Source organism: Marinobacterium lacunae (assembly GCF_000705555.1).
GTDB lineage: Bacteria > Pseudomonadota > Gammaproteobacteria > Pseudomonadales > Balneatricaceae > Marinobacterium_D > Marinobacterium_D lacunae.
In genome coordinates, this window is record NZ_JMQN01000013.1 from 127,949 (window position 1) to 148,581 (window position 20,633).

Genomic DNA, 20,633 nt, shown 5'->3' on the forward strand with positions numbered 1-20,633 from the left:
AGCCACAAATCCTGACCCATCAGGCAACGTGGGCCACGTGTATAAGGAGAGGATACCGTGCGTTCAAGATCCACCCCTCACCTTTGGCAACCACTAAGGACACTGTTCGTCCTCCTGTTGCCTCTGATACTGCTGCCCATCGTCGCCTCCGCCGCAGAACGCACGACCTATTCTCTGGGCGTGGTCCCCCAGTTTGAGCAACGTAAACTGTTTTCAATCTGGCAACCGATCATCGATGAACTGGAACAACAGCTAACCTTCGATCTGCAACTGATCGGCAGCCCGAAAATACCGGTGTTTGAAAAGAAGTTTCTCGCCGGCGAATATGACTTTGCCTACATGAACCCCTATCACGTGCTCAAGGCCAATCAGTCACAGGGGTATATCCCGCTGGTGCGCGATGCGTCTCGGCAGTTAACCGGTATCGTGGTGGTCAAGAAGGACAGCCCGTATACCGATCCTTCCCAGTTGGAAAAAAAGATCATCGCCTTTCCCTCGCCCAACGCCCTTGGCGCATCGCTGATGACCCGCGCCGATTTGAGTGCGTTGTACCGTATCGAATTTTTCCCCCGCTACGTGCAAACCCACAGCTCGGTCTACCTGAACGTGGCGCTGGGTCAAACGGCGGCGGGCGGCGGCGTGTTGAGCACCTTCAGTGCACAGCCGGACGAAGTGAAAGCACGGTTGCGTATTCTGTATGAAACCAGGGGCGTGAACCCTCACCCGCTGGCCGCACACCCGCGTGTGCCCGAAGCTGACCGGGAGGCCCTGAAAACAGCCTGGCTCGAGCTCGCCGCCACAGAGGAGGGGCAGGCATTGATGGCCCGTATTCCGATGATTCAGCCCATACCCGCCAGCATGTCCGATTATTCGGCGCTGCTGGATTGGGGGCTGGACCAATACTATTTTCTCGAGTAACCCTCAGTAAGCGGATGCGTTGAATGGGATTACGCACCAAATTTCTGTCTCTGTTGGCGGTAATCGCCTGCGGTTTCATGGCGTATGTGCATTTTCTGGTGATACCGATTGCCGGACAACAGGCACTCGACATAGCAGAGGGGGGCCATGCCTCGCAGCTGCAACTTGTATCAGAGGCGATCACACCTCCGTTACTCGAGAGCGATATTGCCAGCGTTTACGAGATGCTCAATGCGATCAAAGAGGACAATCCTAGTTGGTTGCGCATCACACTCTACTCGCCAAAAGGTGATCGACTCTACCCGTTGGCCGATCCCGAACCGATCGATCCCAAACTGCCAACGCTCACGCTGACAAAGTCAGTCGGATTTCTTAATCCGGCCATCGGTAAACTCAACATCAGTATCGACATGACCCCAAGCATCGGGGTCGCGCACCAGCTTGAACACTCACTGCTGACCGGCCTGACGGTACTGCTGGTGTTGCTACTGGTCGCGATCTGGTTCGAGGTGGAGATCATCATCCGGCGCCCGCTCAACCTGATGGTCAAGGCTGCCCGCAAGTTGATTCACGGCGACTACGAGGCCGAGTTGCCGCTGCATATGCGGGGCGAGATCGGCGAGCTGGCCACGACATTTTCTGACATGCGCAGAACCATCGAGCGCCACCATATCGACATGGCCGAAGAGCTCGAAACCGAGAAGCAGCGTGCAGCCGCCCTGAACCAGCAGAAGCAGCAGGCCGAGTTCGAAGCCACCCACGACATGCTGACAGGGCTTCTGAACAGGCGGGAATTTTACCGGCAGCTCGATGAACTGCTTGAACAGATTCAAAGTGGCGATGCGCCTCACGGCACGCTGCTCTATATCGATCTCGATCACTTCAAGACAGTCAACGACAGCTGTGGACACCCTGCCGGGGACGAGTTGCTCAAGCAGATCACCCGCGAGATTCGCACCACTATTCGCGGGGATGACGTCTTCGCCCGCCTCGGCGGCGACGAATTTGCCGTACTCCTCAAACGCTGTAATGAGATGTCAGGCGTGCGGGTGGCCAACACCATTTGTACAGCCGTGAAGGCGTATACATTCAGCTGGGGTGACCAAAATTTTTCGGTTGGCGCCAGCATCGGTGTCACCGAGCTCAAGCAGAGCAGTGAAGGGATCGAAGCGGCGCTGGCCAGCGCCGACGCAGCCTGCTACGCGGCGAAGCGGGATGGCCGTAACCGCGTATCCATTGGCGAAGAGATCGATACAGAAAAGCCCGATATGACACCGGCGAACCGGGCCAATATCGGGCTTGAACCGATGTGAGTGAATTACTCGAACACGATCCCCTGAGCCAGCGGCAGATCACCACCGTAGTTGATGGTGTTGGTGGAGCGACGCATGTAGTTCTTCCAGGCGTCAGAGCCGGACTCGCGGCCGCCACCGGTATCCTTTTCACCGCCGAAAGCACCGCCGATCTCGGCGCCGGATGTGCCGATATTGACGTTGGCGATACCACAATCAGAACCGGCCGGCGACAGGAAGAGTTCTGCCTCACGCATGCTCTCGGTAAAGATCGCGGACGACAGCCCCTGGGGCACTTCATTCTGGATATCCAGCGCTTCGTCGATGGTCTTGTAGGTGGTCACGTACAGGATCGGCGCGAAGGTTTCGTCGTGCACGATCGGCGCATCGTGTGCGATTCGCACAATAGCCGGACGCACGTAGAAACCGCCGGTCGGTACGTTTTCGGTGATACGCTCACCACCGTAGATCACCTCACCGCCCTGCTCGACCGCCATCTTGAGTGCGCTCTGCATACGGTCGAAGCTGCCTTCATCAACCAGCGGCCCGATAAGATTACCCTCGGCACGCGGATCGCCGATACGCAGCGAGGAGTAAGATTTAGGCAGACGCTCGATCAGGTTATCAACAACCGATTCCTGAGCGATCAGGCGACGCAGTGTGGTGCAACGCTGACCGGCAGTACCGACAGCCGAGAACACGATCGCACGTAGCGCCAGATCCAGATCGGCAGTTTCAGAGACGATCATGGCGTTGTTGCCGCCAAGCTCCAGCAGGGAACGCCCCAAACGCTTGCCGACAGTCTCGCCCACACTGCGACCCATCGCGGTAGAACCGGTAGCGGACACCAGCGGGAAGCGACGGTCTTCGCTGATCGCCTGACCCACTTCACGGCCACCGATAATGACGCTGCTGATGTTCTTGGGCACTTCGGGCATCTGCTCCAGTGCCTTGTTAACGATCGCCTGGATCGCCAGCGCGCACAGTGGGGTCTTCTCAGAGGGCTTGAGAACCATCGCGTTACCGCACACAAGACCGAGCATGCTGTTCCAGGCCCAAACGGCCATCGGGAAGTTGAACGCGGTGATAACTGCCACCGGACCCAGCGGATGCCACTGCTCCATCATGCGGTGTCCCGGACGTTCGCTGGCGATGGTCAGGCCGTGCAGCTGACGCGACAGGCCCACCGCGAAGTCACAGATATCGATCCATTCCTGAACCTCACCCAGTGCTTCCGGCAGGATTTTGCCCGCTTCCAGCGTAATCACCTGTGCCAGCTCTTCCTTATATTCACGGGCCAGGTTGCCGATGATGCGTACGAACTCGCCGCGCAGCGGTGCCGGCACGGTGCGCCACTCTTTGAACGCCGCCTGTGCCTGTTCAACGACAGTGTTCAGCTGGTCAACCGATGCATTGCGGAAAGTCGACGTCGCTTCGCCATTGATCGGGCTGTGGGCGGTAAACGCCTCGCCGGTGCCAACCAGATTGGCCTCGCCGGTGATGACGCTGCTGTAAAAGTCGCCGGAACGGAAGTTATCCACACCGAGTTTGGCCAGAAAATCGTGACTCATCGTGACTACCTCGCAAAGCTGAGATTGATCGAAACAGATCACTGGATACTAGTGAGCGATTTCCGTTAGCGGAAATACCGATTATTTGCACCCTATATAGACAATTCCTATAACCATCGCGATTGCCATAAGAAATGCTTTTATCTAAATTCAACCGCAGACCTACTCTTTATGACTCGGGCAAGCCGCCATGTACTTCAGATCCCTGCGCTATTTCGTCGCCGTATACGAAGAACTCAGCTTCAGTGCCGCCTCCAAGCGCTGTTTCGTCGCCCAACCCTCCATCTCGGCATCGGTTCACCAGCTGGAAGAGGATCTGGACTGTACGCTGTTCATCCGCCACTCCAAGGGGGTCACTCCCACCCCGGATGGCGAAGCGCTCTATCCCCGTGCCTGCAAGGTACTATCCGAGGTCGACGAGATCCGGCATCTGTTTCGTGAGACAACGCCAAGCTTCCCGATGCGACTGGCCATCATGCCCTTTCTACCGGGTGACCGTGTCAGTTTCATCGTCAAGGAACTGATCAATCTGGTGGATGGCCTCGACCTGACACTGGTCGATCTAAACGAGCCTTCGGACGCTCGTATCATCTCCATTACCCAACGCCAACCCGACGAGGCCTTTCACAAACTCTGGGTAGACCACTACGTGCTGGCCATGCCGCGCAACCATCAGTTGAGCACGCTCGATGACATTCCACTGGAAGCCTTGGACGGCACTGCGTTCATCAGCCGCAAGCCCTGCGATATAGACGAGGCCTGGCACTTCGCCGTGGCCGAAAGAGGCCTGCAGCTGATAACCCGTGCCACCGTAAAAACGGAGGAGTACGCACTGGATCTGGTTGCAGCAGGGCTAGGTGTATCGATCGTGCCCAGCCAATCGACACGCCACCGCGAAGATATACTGGTGCGCAACGTCTCCAATGTGGAGCTCAAGCGGATCATAGGGTTTGCCTATGACAAGCAGCGCCCCGTGGCCCCGGAACTGTTACAGGCCATCACTCAGGCGCAGCTCAGGTTCAGCGGCTGACCCTGTCAGCCATCACTCTTTCCTATACCCCCCCTAAGAATTCGGTATTTCCACCTTTAGCAGAGTCTCTCTAACCTGAAGTTGAGGACAACTGATAACTGTCTTTTTCAGATCTCATCAGGGTGTTTGAGGAGCCACTATGTTTTACCGTGAACCACTCCAGGCCGATCTGCCGGACTCACTCTGGGCACACAGCGCCGCGCCGGCACCGCTTACACCCTGTCTGGAAGGCCAGCACACCAGCCGCATCGTTGTAATAGGCGGTGGCTTTACCGGGCTGTCCACCGCATTGCATCTGGCGGAGGAGGGTGCAGAGGTCACCCTGCTTGAAGCCAACGATATCGGCTTCGGCGGGTCGGGCCGTAACGTGGGGCTGGCCAATGCAGGTCTTTGGACCAAACCCGACGATATTGAAGCCGTTCTGGGCAAGCCGCTGGCACAGCGCCTGTACACCGCACTGAGCAAGGCACCGGATCTGGTTTACTCACTGATAGAACGCTTCGGCATCCAGTGCGAAGCAACCCGTAACGGCACCCTGCATCTAGGCCATTCGCGTGCGGGCCTTCGCGACCTTGAAGAGCGCACCCGCCAGTTGCAGCAGCGCGGCGCTCCGGTCGAGTTGCTCAGCGCCGCTAAAACAGCCGAGATGACCGGTAGCAAGGCGTACCACGGCGCAATCTTCGATCCCCGTGCCGGTACCATCCAGCCGCTGGGTTATGCACGAGGGTTGGCAACGGCGGCACTATCGTTGGGCGCGCGTATCTTTACCCGCTCACCGGTCACCGGGCTTGAGCGCGCAAGCGATGGTTGGGTTGTCTCCACCCCCTCAGGCGCGATACATGCCGAAAAGGTCGTACTGGCCACCAACGCCTACAGCACAGACCTGTGGAAAAGCATGGATCAGACCTTTACGCCCCTGCACTTCTTCCAGTTTGCGACCGCCCCGCTGGACACGGACGTGCTCAAGCAGATTCTGCCAGGCAATCAAGGCTGCTGGGATACCCGCGATGTGATGACCTCCCTGCGCCTGGATCAAAGCGGACGCCTGATTCTGGGCAGCGTCGGCCGCTTCGCCGGGGATACCTCCAGCTTCCTGCAAAATTGGGCCAGCAGTCACCTGCGTGCCCTGTTCCCCGACCACTACCCGCGTATCGTCGGCAACGCCGACGGTGCACTCTGGCGTTACGGCTGGACCGGCAAAATCGCCTACTCGGACGACCATTTGCCCCACCTGCACCTGCTGGCACCGGATCTGATCACCGTCATCGGATATAGCGGACGCGGCATAGGTCCCGGCAGCGTCATGGGCAAGGCGATCGCCGACCACCTGCTCGGCGCCCCCATCGAAGAGATGCCGCTGCCGGTAACTGACCTCCGTAAGATGCCCTTCCGTCACCTACTGGGCGAGTACTACTGCCGGGGATCGGACCTGTACCACCTCTACCAGCGGATTTTCCGCCTCTAACCCTGTCACTAAACGGTTGAGATAAACGACATGACGACACACGAATTCTTCAACAGCCTTTGGAAAGACTACATCCAGATCACCCCGCAGGCCGAAGCCGTGCGCCAGCTGTTTATGGGCAAGGGTGAAGAGGTCATCAACGATCACGTGGCCTTTCGTACTTTCAGCGAGAGTCCGCTGAATCTGGACAAGCTTCAGGCCGTGGTCGAAAGCCTTGGCTACAAAGCGAGCGAACAGTACCGCTTCGAGCAGAAAAAACTCCTCGCCAAAAGCTACCGCCACACCGAGGACGAAGACGCACCGAAGCTGTTTATCAGCGAGCTGCAGGTGCATGAACTGTCCCAGCCCGTACAGAAGATTTTGCGCAACGTCATCGGCCAGATTCCTGCCGATATCGAACTCGATCCGTCGATCTTCTGGCGGGGACGTCTGTGGGAGATGCCGAGTTTCGCCGAATACGAGACGCTTCGTAACGAGAGTGAATACGCCGCCTGGCTAACCACCATTGGCATACGTGTGAACCACTTCACCGTCAGCATCAACAAGCTTAAGCGTTATGACGATATCGAACAGGTGAACGCCCTGCTCAAGCAGAGTGGCTTTGCGCTGAACAGCGTCGGTGGCGAAGTGAAAGGCTCACCTGATCTACTGCTCGAACAGTCTTCAACGCTGGCCGACAAGATCACACTGACCTTCAGCGACGGCAAGGTGGCCTCCATCCCTTCATGCTTCTACGAGTTCGCCAAGCGTTACCCGTCGGCTGACGGTCGGATCTTCCAGGGCTTTATCGAGGGTAATGCAGACAAGATCTTCGAATCGACCAACGCCCGCTAAGGGTAGAAGAGGCACCCCGGTCGGGGTGCCTACAGAATATCTTTCTTACGTGGATCTTCGCGGCTGGTCGAGCGCCAGCCCACCACACCGCAGACAAGCGCCAGTACCAGCGCACCGCCCGAGAGCATAAACACCTGCTTGCGCTCCTGCTCGATACGGGCAACCTCTTCGGCATTGGCCGCCGCGGCAATCGCCTTCGCACCCGGTGCCTTGGACGCACTCCAGCCTGCTGCCATCACCAGACACAGCGCCATTGCATACATGAACTCTTTCATCACAGCCTCTCGTAGCTCGCCAACGCCACACCTTAACACCGCCAGCCCCGGGCGGACCAGCACCCGCACCGCTGGTACAGGATTTGCTTAGGGATTTGATGCACTTACCGCACCTGCACAATTACCCGGAGCCACGCATGACCTGCAACACCCGTGCAACCGAAACTTTCTTTCTTGCGTCAAAACGCTCTGAGATCGCATCGCTCAGACAATTGATGGCGAGTTGTGAACTGGTCAGCCGGGTGAGCAATCTAGTCCACGAGCTGCAACGCGAACGCGGGCTTTCCAACGTGTTTCTCGCCTCGAAGGGTATGCACTACTGCCGCCAGCGTGCCGAGCATATTCCCAACACCATTCAGGCCGAGGCCGAGTTCCGTTACAGCCTCGAACATCTGGATATCGAAAGCTGGGCCCGGGTCGGCAGTGCCCGGTTGTTCAACAATATCGCCTATGCCCTGCACGGGCTCGACGGCTTGAGCGAACTGCGCAAGCGCATCGGCGATCAGGCCCTGAGCGCCACCGAAAGCACTCAAGCATTCAACCGTCTGATGACCGCCCTGCTGTCGGTCATCTTCGAGGCCGCCGATATCTCCGACGACCCGGAGATCACCCGGGCACTGGTGGCGATGTTCAACTTTATGCAGGGCAAGGAGTACAGCGGTCAGGAGCGCGCCTGGGCGGTTATAGGCTTTGCCGCCGGCGGTTTCGACGAGCCCCTGCTACACAGGCTGTCAGACCTGATCGCCTCGCAGCAGCAGTGCTTCCACACCTTCGAGGAGTTTGCCCAAACCTCGCATATAGACAGCTGGCATGCGTTGGAAAAAGAACCCGAAACTCAAGAGTTCCAGCGCTTGCGTCAGGTGATCAGCCGACTGACACCCGGCTCGGCCCTGCCCTCCGAGATCAGCGAGGTGTGGTACGAAGTCGCCACCCGGCGCATCGACCGGATGCAGCAGCTCGAGCGCCAGCTCTCCGACGCCCTGCTTCAACTCAGCCAGCAGCGGGTTAGACAGGCCAACAAGGAGCTGAAAAAACACCATGACAGCCTGCAGTTGATCGCCTCCCTGCACGAGCCAGGGCCTTCGCCACTGACCACGCTGCTCGACCCCGAGCACGCGCCGATACCGACGGAAGCCGGCAGCTCGGGCGCAGCAGGCAGCGATTGGGTGCACTCGCTGTACGGACTGGTCAAGCAGCAGGCAGAGGGGCTAAAACAGATGCATGATGAACTGGCCGCCGCCCGTCAGGCGCTGTCAGATCGCAAGACACTTGAGCGCGCCAAGGGGTTGCTGATGCAGTACCAGGGGCTCAGTGAAGAGCAGGCCTACCGCAAGTTGCAGCAGAGCTCCATGGCCCAGAACCGCTCACTGGCCGATGTGGCCCGCAAACTGATCGACGATATCGACCAGCTCAGGGGCAAGGGCTCAGATTTGCGGCGATAACCCGCACGCCCGATTTAGGGCATCGCGAATTCCAGATCGCACCAATACAGTGCACTACGCACACCTGTGGATACATGTTTTATCATCGACAGGCCAGATTATGAATTTTTCTATTCGCGAGTAATTATCATTTTGATTATTATTGGCGCACACACATTAATCACACATTTTTTGTAGTACATCCATCATCATGCTGTTCGATCTGGATCGTCTGCGCGCACTTGGCGCGCACCCCTGTCTTCTGGATGCCCAGGGCCTTCTGTTCACCTACGCCCAGCTGGCCGAACAGGCTGCCGGTTTCGCCGCCACACTGGCGCACTATGATGTCCCGGCACTGATCGCCATAGAGGCGGCCTCCGAACCTGAGGCGATAGCCGCCTATGTGGGTACCCTAGCCGCTGGCCATGCGGTGATGCCCCTGCCTGCGGACAACGACGTGCTTGCCAAGACGCTGGCTCAGCGTTTTCGACCGGCACTGAGCTACCGGCGGGCAGATAACGGCTGGCAACGACAGACCCACGACTGGACGCCCGCGAAGCTGCACCCTGAACTGGCACTGCTGCTACAAACCTCCGGCAGTACCGGACGGGGCCGGGGGGTGCGCCTGTCCCGAGGAGCGCTGGAAGCCAATGCACGCTCTATCGCCGAATATCTGCAGATAAAGCCTGAGGATCGCGCAGCACTCGTGCTGCCCCTGCACTACTCCTACGGGCTGTCGGTGCTGCACTCCCATCTGCTGCAGGGTGCAAGCCTCTGGCTGCACCCCGACTCGGTACTGGCCGATGGCTTCGCCACGGCGCTGGCCGAAAGCGGGGCGACCAATCTGGCCGGCGTGCCCCACCACTTCAACCTGCTGGAGAGCGCCGGTTTTGACCGTGCCCTGCCCGCGAGCCTGCGTTTGTTGACCGTCGCCGGTGGCGCCATGCCCCCCGCCAAGGTGACGCACTGGGCCGAGCGCATGGACGCTCAGGGCGGACAGTTCGTGGTGATGTATGGCCAGACAGAGGCCACCGCGCGTATCGCTTGGCTGCCGCCTGCACTTGCCCGACTCAAGCCCGATGCCATCGGCATTGCGATACCCGGCGGCACTCTTGCGCTGCGTGATGAAAAGGGTCGCGATATCGACACGCCATCCGGTGAAGGTGAGCTGATCTACCGAGGCCCCAACGTGATGATGGGCTATGCCGAGGGATATGAGGCACTGAATAAGGGCTTTGAGGTCAACGAGCTGGTCACCGGCGATCTGGCCCAACGCGATACCGAAGGGATCTACCGCATCACCGGACGGCGCTCACGCATGTCGAAAATTGCCGGTCTGCGTATCGGCCATGATGCGCTGGAGCGGGCGCTGGCGGATATCGCCCCCGATGTCGCCGTTTGGGGTGATGACCGGCGCATCGGCATCGCGCTGACCGGCCCCGTGCCCGATCCGGGTGCGATTCAGCAACGGGCAGCGGCACTGAGCGGTGTCGGTGCCGGCCATTTCGAGATCCACCCCCTGTCGGCGCTGCCGCGACGGGCCAACGGCAAGATCGACTATCCCGCGCTCAAGCGTCTTCACAACACTGCGCCAGCCGGGCGCTCTCTGCTTGAGGCCTTTCGTGCCACCTTCGCCACCCGCAGGGTACGCCCATCGGACAGTTTCGCCAGCCTCGGTGGTGATTCGCTCAGCCATGTAGAGCTATCGCTGGCACTGGAGGAGCGCCTGGGTGGCGTACCCGATGGCTGGGAGAAGATGGCCATCGCCGATCTGGAACAGGCACGTCCGGCCGCCGGCCACCGTCTGCCCACCGAGCTGGTCACCCGTGTACTGGCAATACTCGCTGTGGTGGTTGCCCACCAAACCCACTGGCCGGTCTATGGCGGTGCCGCGGCCATGGTGATGCTGATGGGCATGAGTGTGTCTAGCTTTCGCTGGAATTCGCTGATACAGGGTGACATGCGTACCTATTTCGCGCCCATGCTCGGCGTACTGGTGCCCTACTATCTCATTCTTGCCGGCTATAGTCTGGCCTGGGGCGAGGTACCTTGGGTATCGGCGCTGCTGCTGGGCAACTTCGGCCTGACCACACCGCAAACCCACGAGATGCTGCCGTTCCTGTATTGGTTCGTCGAAGCCTATGTACAGATCTCGTTGCTGATTGCGCTGCCGTTTCTGATACCGCCGATACGGCGACGGCTCGCCTCTATTCACCCCTTCCATTTCGGCCTTGGACTGTTTGCGCTGGCACTGTTGCTGCGCGTGACCATCCCTGAGATCTGGCCGATGAAGGGGCGTGCCCAGTTCACCCTGCCCTGGGTGCTTTACCTGTTTGCACTGGGCTGGTGCGTCAGTACTGCTGAGAACACACGGGCGCGCGTTCTGGTCATTGCGCTGGGTTGCTTCATCATGCCGCTGGCGGCCTATATGGGCGGTAACTGGTACGGTGGCTGGATCAAGTATATGAGCTTGCTCGGGGTGCTGGTGCTGCTAACGCTGGTGCCCAGTATTGCGGTGCCGCGCTGGAGTGTTCGCCCCCTGATGCGTATGGCACAGGCTGCGTTTGCTATCTACCTATTGCACCGGCTGGTGCCGGTCGTGCTGATGCCGATGTTCGGCCTTGAGGGACACTCGCCGTTGATCGATACACTGGCGATCCTGGGCGGTATCGCACTGGGCCTGCTCGCCGCCGATCTGCAGCGACGCCTGATGACGCGACGGACCTCCCTTACCCCGGCCTCACCCACAGCGCTGGCTCGTGCACCGGGCTGATCCATCCCGGTAAACACGCTCAAGAAGCCTTTCAAATGAACCTTTAGTGCGCAACCCATACCGGTTGCGCACCATTTTTGCTCCCGCGAAGTGCAGCACCAATCGCCGTACGAGCACACCGCTCCTTTCGTAACCCGATGATTCTTATAGCCTTACGCGCAAATACACCGTTATGGCACGGCGTTTGCCTTTTAACCAGATAACTTCGAGCCGACGTAGGCTCGGGTCTGACAAGCTGAGAGTTCCTGGATGACGGCGTCCACACAACACCTGCCAAAGGCGGGAAGCGTGTGGACGCCGTTTTTTTGTGCCAGAGCAACTGACAGGCAACCGATGTGTGTGATTCCTTAACGCTGAATGAGGCAAAACTATGGCTTACTTAATTCCTGCAGAATTTGTAACCAAGATGGTGGACGCGGGTGAATCCAAGATTTACATGTCTACCCGGGACACCCTGATCCGTGGCTACATGGCCGGTGCCATTCTGGCGCTGGCGGCCGTATTCGCCGTGACCATCGCCGTACAGACCGGCGTCTTCTTGATCGGTGCGATTCTCTTTCCGGTCGGTTTCTGCATGCTCTACCTCATGGGTTTTGACCTGCTGACCGGCGTGTTCATGCTCACGCCACTGGCCTGGCTCGACAAGCGCCCCGGCGTCACCCCCGGCCAGATCCTGCGTAACTGGGGCCTGGTCTTCTGCGGCAACTTCGCCGGCGCCTTCACCGTGGCTGTCATGATGTCGTTCATCTTCACCATGGGCTACAACACCGATGGCGGCGCCATCGCCGAGAAGGTCGCCAAGATTGGTGAATCGCGTACGCTGGGTTACTCCCAGTACGGTGTAGAGGGCTGGTTCACCATCTTCATCCGCGGCATGCTGTGTAACTGGATGGTCTCCCTTGGCGTGGTCGGCGCCATGATCTCCACCCACGTCAGCGGCAAGGTAATCGCCATGTGGATGCCAATCATGCTGTTCTTCTTCATGGGCTTCGAACACTCCGTGGTGAACATGTTCCTGTTCCCGTTTGCCATGATCATGGGCGGTAACTTCTCCATTGCCGACTACTTCATCTGGAACGAGATCCCGACTGCACTGGGCAACCTGGTCGGCGGACTCGCCTTCACCGGCCTGACCCTGTACACCACCCACGTGCGCACCGGCTCCAAGCGTGAAATTCCAGCCGCCGCACCGTCCAAGCCGGCTACCGTGTAAGCACTTTCCCAACCCTCAGCCCCCATGTTTGCGGGGCTGAGTTTTTTAACGGGATCAGACGCACCTGTATATGACCAACCAACTCAAGCTCAGCATCGGCCAGTACTCGGACAAAGGCCTAAAACCGCAGAATCAGGATTTCCACGGCGCCCTCATCCCGAAGGAGCCACAGCTGAGTCTTAAGGGTGCTGCCTTTGCACTGGCCGATGGCATAAGCACCAGCAGCGTCAGCCAAATTGCCAGTGCTGCTGCGGTCAAATCCTTTCTTGACGACTATTTCTGCACCTCGGATGCGTGGAGCGTCAGAACAGCCGCCGAGCGCGTGCTGCTCGCTGCCAACTCCTGGCTACACTCCCAAACCCGACGCAGCGAATATCGTTTTGACAAGGACAGAGGCTATGTCTGCACCTTCAGTGCACTGGTGGTCAAAGCCTCCACGGCACACCTGTTTCATGTCGGTGATACACGCATCTATCGCCTGCACGATAACGCGCTGGAGCAGATGACCAAGGATCATCGTCTCTGGGTATCTCAGGAGGAGAGCTACCTGAGCCGGGCACTGGGGATAGATGAACACCTCGAAATCGACTATCAGGCGCTTTCGATAAAGCCGGGGGACACCTTCCTGCTGGCAACCGACGGCGTCTACGAGCATGCCGATACGCAGTTTATCCTCGCCACCATTCGCGAACACGCCACGGCACTGGACACCGCGGCACAGCGTATCGTCGAACATGCGCTGGAGCGCGGCAGCGGCGATAACCTGACCGCACAGATCCTGCGTATCGACCAGGTGCCGGGCGCCGAGCACGCCGAACTGCAGCTGCAGGCTGAGCGTCTGCCCTTGCCGCCTATGCCTGAGCCACGCACGCCTTTCGATGGTTATGAGATCGTGCGCGAACTCCATGCCACCAGCCGCAGCCACGTTTTTCTGGCTGTGGATAACGACAGCGGCGAGCGGGTGGTGTTGAAAACGCCCTCTATCGATCTGGCGGACGATCCGAACTATCTGGAGCGCTTTCTGCTGGAGGAGTGGATCGCGCGACGGATCAACAGCGCCCACGTACTCAAGGCGGTTCCCCCCACACGCAAACGCGCCTACCTGTACACGGCGATGGAGTATATCGAGGGGCAGACCCTGCGCCAGTGGCTGATCGACAATCCCCGCCCGGAGATCGAAACGGTACGCGGCATTGTCGAACAGATCGCCCGCGGTCTGCGTGCTTTCCATCGCATGGAGATGCTGCATCAGGACCTGCGCCCCGAAAACATCATGATCGATCAGAACGGCACGGTGAAGATCATCGACTTCGGCGCCACCCGTGTGGCCGGTATTATCGAAGCCAACACCAACCAACCGGAGTCGATTCTCGGCACCGCCCTCTATTCGGCGCCAGAGTATTTCCTCGGGCTTTCAGGCACCGAGCGCTCCGACCAGTTCTCCCTTGGGGTGATTTGCTACCAGATGCTCTCAGGGCGCTTTCCCTACGGCACCGACGTCGCCAAGTGCCGTACCGCCAAGGCTCAGCAGCGACTCAGCTATGATTCGGTGCTGGATGAAGAGCGCGAGATACCCGCCTGGGTAGACGAGGCACTGAAAAAGGCGACACACCCCAGTCCCGAGAAGCGGTACGACGACCTGTCAGAGTTTATCTACGATCTGCGCCACCCCAACCGGGCGTTTTTGAACAAGACCCGGCCACCGCTGATCGAGCGCAACCCCGTGCTGTTCTGGCAGGGGGTTTCGGCCCTGTTGGCCGGTGCACTGATGTATCTGCTCGCCAGCCCCCCGATGTGAGCCAACCCCTAAACGAACCAAGAAGGACGACACGATGATCAGCAATCGCGATGAAGTGACCCAGATGATCCTTTCCGCCAAGGTCAGCAAGGGGATCAAGTGGAAACAGGTAGCCGAAGCGGTCGGCCTGTCCAAGGAGTGGACCACCGCCGCCTGCCTCGGCCAGATGACCTTCGACAAGGCGCAAGCCGAGACGGTCGGCAAGCTGTTCGATCTTAGCGACGAGGCAGTGGCCTGGCTGCAGATCGTGCCCTCCAAGGGCACCGGCGGCATCCCCACCGATCCTCTGCTCTACCGCCTGTACGAAATCGTGAGCGTCTACGGCGGCTCGATCAAGGAGCTGATCCACGAAGAGTTCGGTGACGGCATCATGAGCGCCATCGACTTCTCGCTGGATATCCAACGCGAACCCGATCCGAAGGGTGACCGGGTCAATATGGTGATGTCCGGCAAGTTCCTGCCCTACAAGCGCTACTGAAGCCGCCGCCCCTCCCGTACTGGCCACACTCAGAGGAGGGGCAGCTCCAGTACAACCTCGAGACCACCCTCGGGCCTGTTGGCCAGACGGATATCACCGCCGTGGGAGTGGGCGATGGTGCGGGCGATGGAAAGACCCAGTCCGATGCCGCCGGTTTCCCGGCTGCGCGAGGTTTCCAGCCGCACGAACGGATCGAACACTCTGACCTGATCCGCTTCCGGGATACCCGGCCCCTTGTCGCGCACCCAGACGATTAAGCGGTCGCTGCAAACCTGCAGTGCCACATCGGCCTGCCCACCGTATTTGCAGGCGTTTTCGATCAGGTTGGTCAACGCACGGCGAATCGAGCCTGACCGACACAGGTAGGGCACGCGCTGGGATTCGTCGAATTCGATGCGGTTGCCAAGATCGCGCAGGTCTTCGCAGATACTGCCGATCAGCGCCGACAGATCTACCGTGCGGCGATCCTCCTGCAGCGACTCTTCGCGAGTAAAAGCCAGCGTCGCTTCGAGCATCTCCTGCATCTGGTTGAGGATACACAGGATCTTGTCGCGGCTTTTCTCGGGCTCGATGAACTCGGCATGCAGGCGCAGCGAGGTCAGCGGGGTGCGCAGGTCATGGGAGATCGCTGCCATCATCCGTGTCCGGTCGGTGACAAAACGCTCCAAACGGTCTTGCATGCGGTTAAACGCACGCGTCGTGCGCAGCACATCCTCGGAACCCTGCTCCGGTATTGCTTCGCCCAGCTCGCCCCGGCCGATACGATCGGCGGCACGGCTCAGACAGCCAAGCGGTGCCGACACCTGACGCACGATCACCACCACCACGAACACGGTGAGTGCAAACAGACCCAAGGCCACCAATAGCGGCACAATCCAGGTCGGCAGACTGCTCGGCGAGCGCAAGGTGGCATTGAGCCACTGACCATCCGGGCGCTGGATCGACAGGCTGGCGATCGGCAACGCGGCCTCGCCCGGATCGAACAGCAGGTTGGGCTTGAGCAGGTTCTGCACCCAGCTGTAACACCAGTAGTAGCGCGGGCTGATCGACAGCTGCACATGCTCGGCGTCATTGCCGGACAGCGCCACCAGACGCTGATACAGCGGGTGCTCAAGGCCGGTGCGGTTATAAGGATCTGCGGTGGCACTGGCCCCGATATCGAAACGGAAACGCTCACTGGTCACCGCACCGAGTACCTCGGTGCGCAGCTCCGCCGGGGTTTCATCCAGCAGGCGGTCCATCCCGGCGCTTCGCGAGATCAGGTCTTCCATCTGGCTCAGGCGTACAGCGCGGCTGCGCTCCTCGAAGAAGACATACACGGTGGTGGCGTTGACGATGCCCAGCGCCAGGATCAGGAAACCGATCACGCGCCCGGGCAGGCTTTGGCGCAGGTAGCTCAGCATGATTCCACATCCACGGTCAGCATGTAGCCGCCGCCCCAAACGGTTTTGATCAACCCGGGGTTGGCGCTGTCACGCTCGATTTTGCGGCGCAGGCGGCTGACCTGATTGTCGATACTGCGGTCAAACACCTCGGCCTGACGGCCACGGGTCAGATCCAGCAGCTGGTCGCGGCTGAGTACCCGATGCGGATGCGCCAGAAAGGTCGAGAGCAACTTGTATTCTGCCGTACTCAACGGCACGGCAACGCCCTCGCTGTCGATCAGCTCTCGCCGCGATACATCCAGTACCCAGCGGTCAAAGCTGAGCTTCTCCGCCTCTAGCGTCTCACGCTGACGGGGCAACGCTTCGGCCCGGCGCAACACTGCCTTGATCCGTGCCAGCAGTTCGCGGGGAAAAAAGGGTTTGGTCAGATAATCGTCGGCACCCATCTCCAGCCCCACCACGCGGTCGGTCTGCTCCGCCATGGCGGTCACCATGATGATCGGTATCTGGCTCGACTCGCGCAGTTGACGGCACAGGCTAAGACCATCTTCGCCCGGCATCATCAGATCGAGCACGATCAGATCGATGGCGCTGACCGCGAGAATCTTCTTCATCTCCTGGCCATCCCGCGCCGTGGTCACGCGGAAATCGAACTGTTCGAGATAGTTGGCCACCAGGTCGCGAATCTCCTGATGATCGTCAACAACGAGAATATGGGGTGTCTGGGTCATGGTTGCATTGGCCGGTCGTACTACGTAAGTCAGCTTATCCGATGCGCACCGGGGGATGCGAACCCTAATTGTATCAATCTGTGCCAAGCATGGCGGTTGATACAGATTGCGACAAAAAGCCGCTTTGCCGAAAAACTTTTATGACATCTTCAAGGCTTAATAGTAGGACGAAAGCGATCAGAAACGGGAGTAACCGTGACCTCTATCCTGGATAACCCACTTATACAGAGCGCTGTCCTACCACTGGTGTTGAGCCTTGGATTTACAGGGCTTCTGCGCCTTGTGCTTGGCCCCGTCTTCGGTGCACGTCTGGCGGGCGCATCGGTGATGCTGAGTTTTCTGATCTGTCAGGCGCTGATTCAGATGCCGGTCTTTCCCCCACGCTCCTCGTCCCAGAAACTCCCCTATCTGGTGGCGGTTGCCGTGCTACTGGGCCTGCTGATCGACAGTCTCGATCTCAAGGCCCGTGTGCAGCACATTGCCATGGCGGTGCTGGCGGTTGCCGGCATCGGCTGGCTCCTGGCGGGGCGTTTCGAGCGCATCGAGATCGCCGGATGGATACTGCTGCCGATGCTGTTTGCCAGTGCCCTGCTGGCCCAGCAGCGCTGTATGGCACGGCGCGACACCCTTGATGGCGGCATCGTTCTGTTGCTGGCCAGTGCCGGTATCGGTGCAGTGGCACTGATCGGTGCCTCCGCATCCATGGCGCAGGTCTGTTTCGCGCTGATGGCTGCACTCGGTGGCTTCCTGCTGTGGAACTGGCCCACCTGGCGTTTCCCGCTGGGCGCTACCGCACAGCTGGGCACCATCACCGCTCTGCTGACACTCGCCACCCAGATGCTGTTTTTCACCAAGGCCAACGGCTGGGCGCTGTTGCTGCTGCTCCCGCTGCTGCTCGTCGATCGTATCGGGCGCAGCATGGAGAGCCCTCGCCTGCGCGCCGTGGCCGTGACCGTCGCCGCCGCTGTCATCTGCGCCATCGCCGTGGGCACCGCCTGGATGATGGTTGAGCCCAGCACCAGCAGCTACGGATACTGATCGTTCTGAAAACCACGTAAACCCTTAAGACCTAACTGGCATTGCCCAGACTGAACCAGAGGATATCAAGATGAATGTAAAAGCACTGTTCGGCGCCGGCCTGCTGGCCGCCAGCTTGTCAACCGCCGGTATCGCTCAGGCCGCTCCGGTGCCGTATGAGATGGATATGGCGCACTCCGCGGTGGTGTTCAACATCGACCACCTGGGCTTCTCCAACATGTTCGGCCGCTTCGACAGCTTCAAGGGCGACGTGCAGTTCGACGCAGACAACATCGAAAACTCCAGCGTCAACATCAGCATCGATACCGAGTCCGTGAACACCTTCCACGGCAAGCGTAACGAGCATCTGGCATCCCCGGATTTCTTCAACGCCGCCGAGTTCCCGGAGATGACCTTCGAGAGCACCAAAATCACCAAAACCGGCGACAACACCGCCACACTCGAGGGTGACCTGACCCTGCTGGGCGTGACCAAGCCGGTCAGCCTGGATCTGGTAATTAACAAGGTCGGTCCGCATCCGTTCACCAAGCAGCAGATGGCGGGCTTCACAGCCACCGGTACCGTCAAGCGCAGCGATTTCGGCATGAACTACGGCCTGCCGGCGATCGGTGACGAGGTTCATCTCCAGATCGACGTCGAAGCCGCACCGAAGTAAAACACCCAGCTGTCCCAGCCCTGAGAACGACAGGGACAGGGGACGCGGCGGGGCCGGGCGATGATCACCCGGCCCCGCTTCTGCATACTGCCATCGTTCTTTCCTATACCCGTTCTAAAAAAACGGTATTTCCGCTTCCAATCACGCCTCTCTACCCTAGCCGTTAAAGCCTAAGGCGAATACGGATAGAGAATATGGCAGTCATCGAAAACATCACCACGCCGATCGACAGTTTCATCGTTGATGAAGAGATCAATGCGAGCGGACTCGCCAGTGTAGGCCGCGCCACTATCCGTGAGTTGGTCGCACTTGTGAACCGGATCGAGGCGCGCTCAGGCCAGTCGTACATCCGTATGGAGATGGGCGTACCGGGATTAGAAGCGCCCAGCATCGGTATCGAGGCCGAGATCGCCGCACTTCACCGTGGCGTGGCCTCCAAGTACCCGATGCTGGAGGGTATTCCTCCGCTGAAGAAGGAGATCTCGCGTTTCTGTTCGCAGTTTCTGAATATCAAGGTCGATAGCCAAAACTGTTTCCCGACCGTCGGCTCTGCACAAGGCGCCTTCGCAACATTCCTAGTGGCCAACCGTACCAAGAACGGCGCTGGTACACTTTTTATCGACCCGGGCTTTCCTAACCAAAAGCGCCAGTTGGAGGTAATCGGTCAACACTGGGGCAGCTTCGACGTTTACACCCATCGCGGCGAGAAACTTCGCGAGGCCCTGGAGGAGCATTTATCCACAGGCCGCTACACAACGCTGCTTTACTCTAACCCGAACAACCCAAGCTGGATCTGCTTCAGCGAGCAGGAGCTCGCGATTATCGCCGAGGTTGCAGACAAATATGGCGTGATCGTGATCGAGGATCTGGCCTATTTCGGCATGGACTATCGCGAGGATTACAGCCGTCCAGGTGAAGCCCCGTACCAGCCCAGTGTGGCGCACTTTACCGATAACTACGTTCTGCTGATCTCCAGCTCCAAGGTATTCAGTTACGCCGGACAACGCGTTGCCAGCCTCGTGGTATCCGATCGCTTGGCCGCGCGGGATTTCCCGGCGCTCAAGCCCGTGTTCGGACAAAGCAACTATGGCAAGGCGCTGCTGTTCGGGGCGCTGCATTCGCTCTCCTCCGGCGTGACCCACTCTGCCCAGTATGGTCTGGCAGCACTACTGAAAAGCGCAAACGACGGCGATCTGCCTTTCCTCAATCAGGTTCGCGTCTATGAAGAGCGGGCCCGGAAGATGAAACAGCTGCTGCTGGAGAACGGCTTTGAGCTCGTCTACGCCGAAGACCAGGGACGCGCGCTGGGTGATGGCTTCTACTTCACTTTCTACTACCCGGGCATGGAAAGCGACGAGCTGGTCGAGACGTTGCTGCACTACGGTATCAGTGCCTTATCACTCTCCGGTACAGGATCGGAACGCAGCGAAGGCCTCCGCGCGTGCGTCTCCCAAATCAGTGACGAGATGTTTCCGATCCTTGAAGAGCGGCTGAAAGCGTTCCACCACGACGCTTCAGCACGACAGGCAACCTGAATCAAAGCTCCGGATTTGCCTGAAGGTGCTCCGCAGTGTCTTCAGGCCGCATACCAGGCGCTCACGCACTGGATATGCCGCTACCGTTATCCCTCTCTTTGCGCGTCGTATCAGAGCGCCTTTCCGGAAGCGCCGCAAAGAGGGGATAACATTCCTCACACGATGCAAAAGGACATAACGATCTAACGAGAATCTATCTGACTATCTGATGCACTGGACCT

The 20,633-nt window shown here is 59.2% G+C and carries 17 protein-coding genes; 13 read left to right on the forward strand and 4 right to left on the reverse strand.

Features of this window, described 5'->3' with window-relative positions:
• Window positions 1-57 precede the first annotated feature (57 nt).
• Window positions 58-918, forward strand: coding sequence for a phosphate/phosphite/phosphonate ABC transporter substrate-binding protein (locus tag ADIMK_RS03490; protein WP_231516993.1), 861 nt, complete (start codon window positions 58-60; stop codon window positions 916-918).
• Window positions 919-941: 23 nt separating this feature from the next.
• Window positions 942-2,231: a GGDEF domain-containing protein gene (locus ADIMK_RS21210; protein ID WP_051692405.1), complete on the forward strand. Its 1,290-nt coding sequence runs from the start codon at window positions 942-944 to the stop codon at window positions 2,229-2,231.
• A 5-nt stretch (window positions 2,232-2,236) separates the two neighbouring features.
• On the opposite strand, the gene amaB is transcribed toward ADIMK_RS21210, so the two are convergent.
• Window positions 2,237-3,781, reverse strand: a complete 1,545-nt coding sequence (amaB, locus tag ADIMK_RS03500) for an L-piperidine-6-carboxylate dehydrogenase (protein ID WP_036183671.1) — start codon at window positions 3,779-3,781, stop codon at window positions 2,237-2,239.
• 190 nt (window positions 3,782-3,971) lie between these two features.
• Here amaB and ADIMK_RS03505 point away from each other — a divergent pair, with 190 nt between their 5' ends.
• The 3 genes from ADIMK_RS03505 (at window position 3,972) to ADIMK_RS03515 (ending at window position 7,110) form a co-directional block, all read left to right on the forward strand.
• Window positions 3,972-4,811 carry a LysR family transcriptional regulator gene (locus ADIMK_RS03505; protein ID WP_036183674.1) on the forward strand — a complete coding sequence of 280 codons (840 nt, stop codon included), beginning with the start codon at window positions 3,972-3,974 and terminating at the stop codon, window positions 4,809-4,811.
• A 139-nt stretch (window positions 4,812-4,950) separates the two neighbouring features.
• Window positions 4,951-6,276: an NAD(P)/FAD-dependent oxidoreductase gene (locus tag ADIMK_RS03510; RefSeq protein ID WP_051692408.1), complete on the forward strand. Its 1,326-nt coding sequence runs from the start codon at window positions 4,951-4,953 to the stop codon at window positions 6,274-6,276.
• A gap of 30 nt (window positions 6,277-6,306) precedes the next feature.
• On the forward strand, window positions 6,307-7,110 hold the full coding sequence (locus ADIMK_RS03515) for a DUF1338 domain-containing protein (RefSeq protein WP_036183676.1): 804 nt from the start codon (window positions 6,307-6,309) through the stop codon (window positions 7,108-7,110).
• A gap of 29 nt (window positions 7,111-7,139) precedes the next feature.
• Here ADIMK_RS03515 and ADIMK_RS03520 read toward each other — a convergent pair whose 3' ends face one another.
• On the reverse strand, window positions 7,140-7,385 hold the full coding sequence (locus ADIMK_RS03520; RefSeq protein ID WP_036183678.1) for a hypothetical protein: 246 nt from the start codon (window positions 7,383-7,385) through the stop codon (window positions 7,140-7,142).
• A gap of 137 nt (window positions 7,386-7,522) precedes the next feature.
• Here ADIMK_RS03520 and ADIMK_RS03525 point away from each other — a divergent pair, with 137 nt between their 5' ends.
• From ADIMK_RS03525 to cynS, 5 genes are all read left to right on the forward strand, one after another.
• Complete coding sequence (locus ADIMK_RS03525) at window positions 7,523-8,827, forward strand: nitrate- and nitrite sensing domain-containing protein (protein WP_036183682.1); 1,305 nt, start codon at window positions 7,523-7,525, stop codon at window positions 8,825-8,827.
• A 190-nt stretch (window positions 8,828-9,017) separates the two neighbouring features.
• On the forward strand, window positions 9,018-11,579 hold the full coding sequence (locus ADIMK_RS03530; RefSeq protein ID WP_051692410.1) for an AMP-binding protein: 2,562 nt from the start codon (window positions 9,018-9,020) through the stop codon (window positions 11,577-11,579).
• 370 nt (window positions 11,580-11,949) lie between these two features.
• Window positions 11,950-12,792 (forward strand): formate/nitrite transporter family protein, encoded by an 843-nt coding sequence (locus ADIMK_RS03535; protein ID WP_036183683.1) that lies wholly within the window; start codon window positions 11,950-11,952, stop codon window positions 12,790-12,792.
• A gap of 70 nt (window positions 12,793-12,862) precedes the next feature.
• Window positions 12,863-14,590, forward strand: coding sequence for a bifunctional protein-serine/threonine kinase/phosphatase (locus ADIMK_RS03540; RefSeq protein WP_036183685.1), 1,728 nt, complete (start codon window positions 12,863-12,865; stop codon window positions 14,588-14,590).
• 34 nt (window positions 14,591-14,624) lie between these two features.
• Window positions 14,625-15,068, forward strand: coding sequence for a cyanase (cynS, locus tag ADIMK_RS03545; RefSeq protein WP_036183686.1), 444 nt, complete (start codon window positions 14,625-14,627; stop codon window positions 15,066-15,068).
• 29 nt (window positions 15,069-15,097) lie between these two features.
• Here the strand turns inward: cynS and ADIMK_RS03550 are convergent, their stop codons facing one another.
• Entirely contained in the window at window positions 15,098-16,471 is a 1,374-nt protein-coding gene (locus tag ADIMK_RS03550; protein ID WP_036183688.1) for an ATP-binding protein, read from the reverse strand.
• Entirely contained in the window at window positions 16,465-17,184 is a 720-nt protein-coding gene (locus ADIMK_RS03555) for a response regulator (RefSeq protein WP_036183690.1), read from the reverse strand. Before ADIMK_RS03555 ends, ADIMK_RS03550 begins: the two co-directional genes overlap by 7 nt.
• A 195-nt stretch (window positions 17,185-17,379) precedes the next feature.
• Here ADIMK_RS03555 and ADIMK_RS03560 point away from each other — a divergent pair, with 195 nt between their 5' ends.
• From ADIMK_RS03560 to ADIMK_RS03570, 3 genes are all read left to right on the forward strand, one after another.
• Window positions 17,380-18,222: an MraY family glycosyltransferase gene (locus tag ADIMK_RS03560; RefSeq protein WP_036183692.1), complete on the forward strand. Its 843-nt coding sequence runs from the start codon at window positions 17,380-17,382 to the stop codon at window positions 18,220-18,222.
• 70 nt (window positions 18,223-18,292) lie between these two features.
• Window positions 18,293-18,877 carry a YceI family protein gene (locus tag ADIMK_RS03565; protein ID WP_036183694.1) on the forward strand — a complete coding sequence of 195 codons (585 nt, stop codon included), beginning with the start codon at window positions 18,293-18,295 and terminating at the stop codon, window positions 18,875-18,877.
• A gap of 194 nt (window positions 18,878-19,071) precedes the next feature.
• Window positions 19,072-20,412, forward strand: coding sequence for a pyridoxal phosphate-dependent aminotransferase (locus ADIMK_RS03570; RefSeq protein WP_036183697.1), 1,341 nt, complete (start codon window positions 19,072-19,074; stop codon window positions 20,410-20,412).
• Window positions 20,413-20,633: the final 221 nt, after the last annotated feature.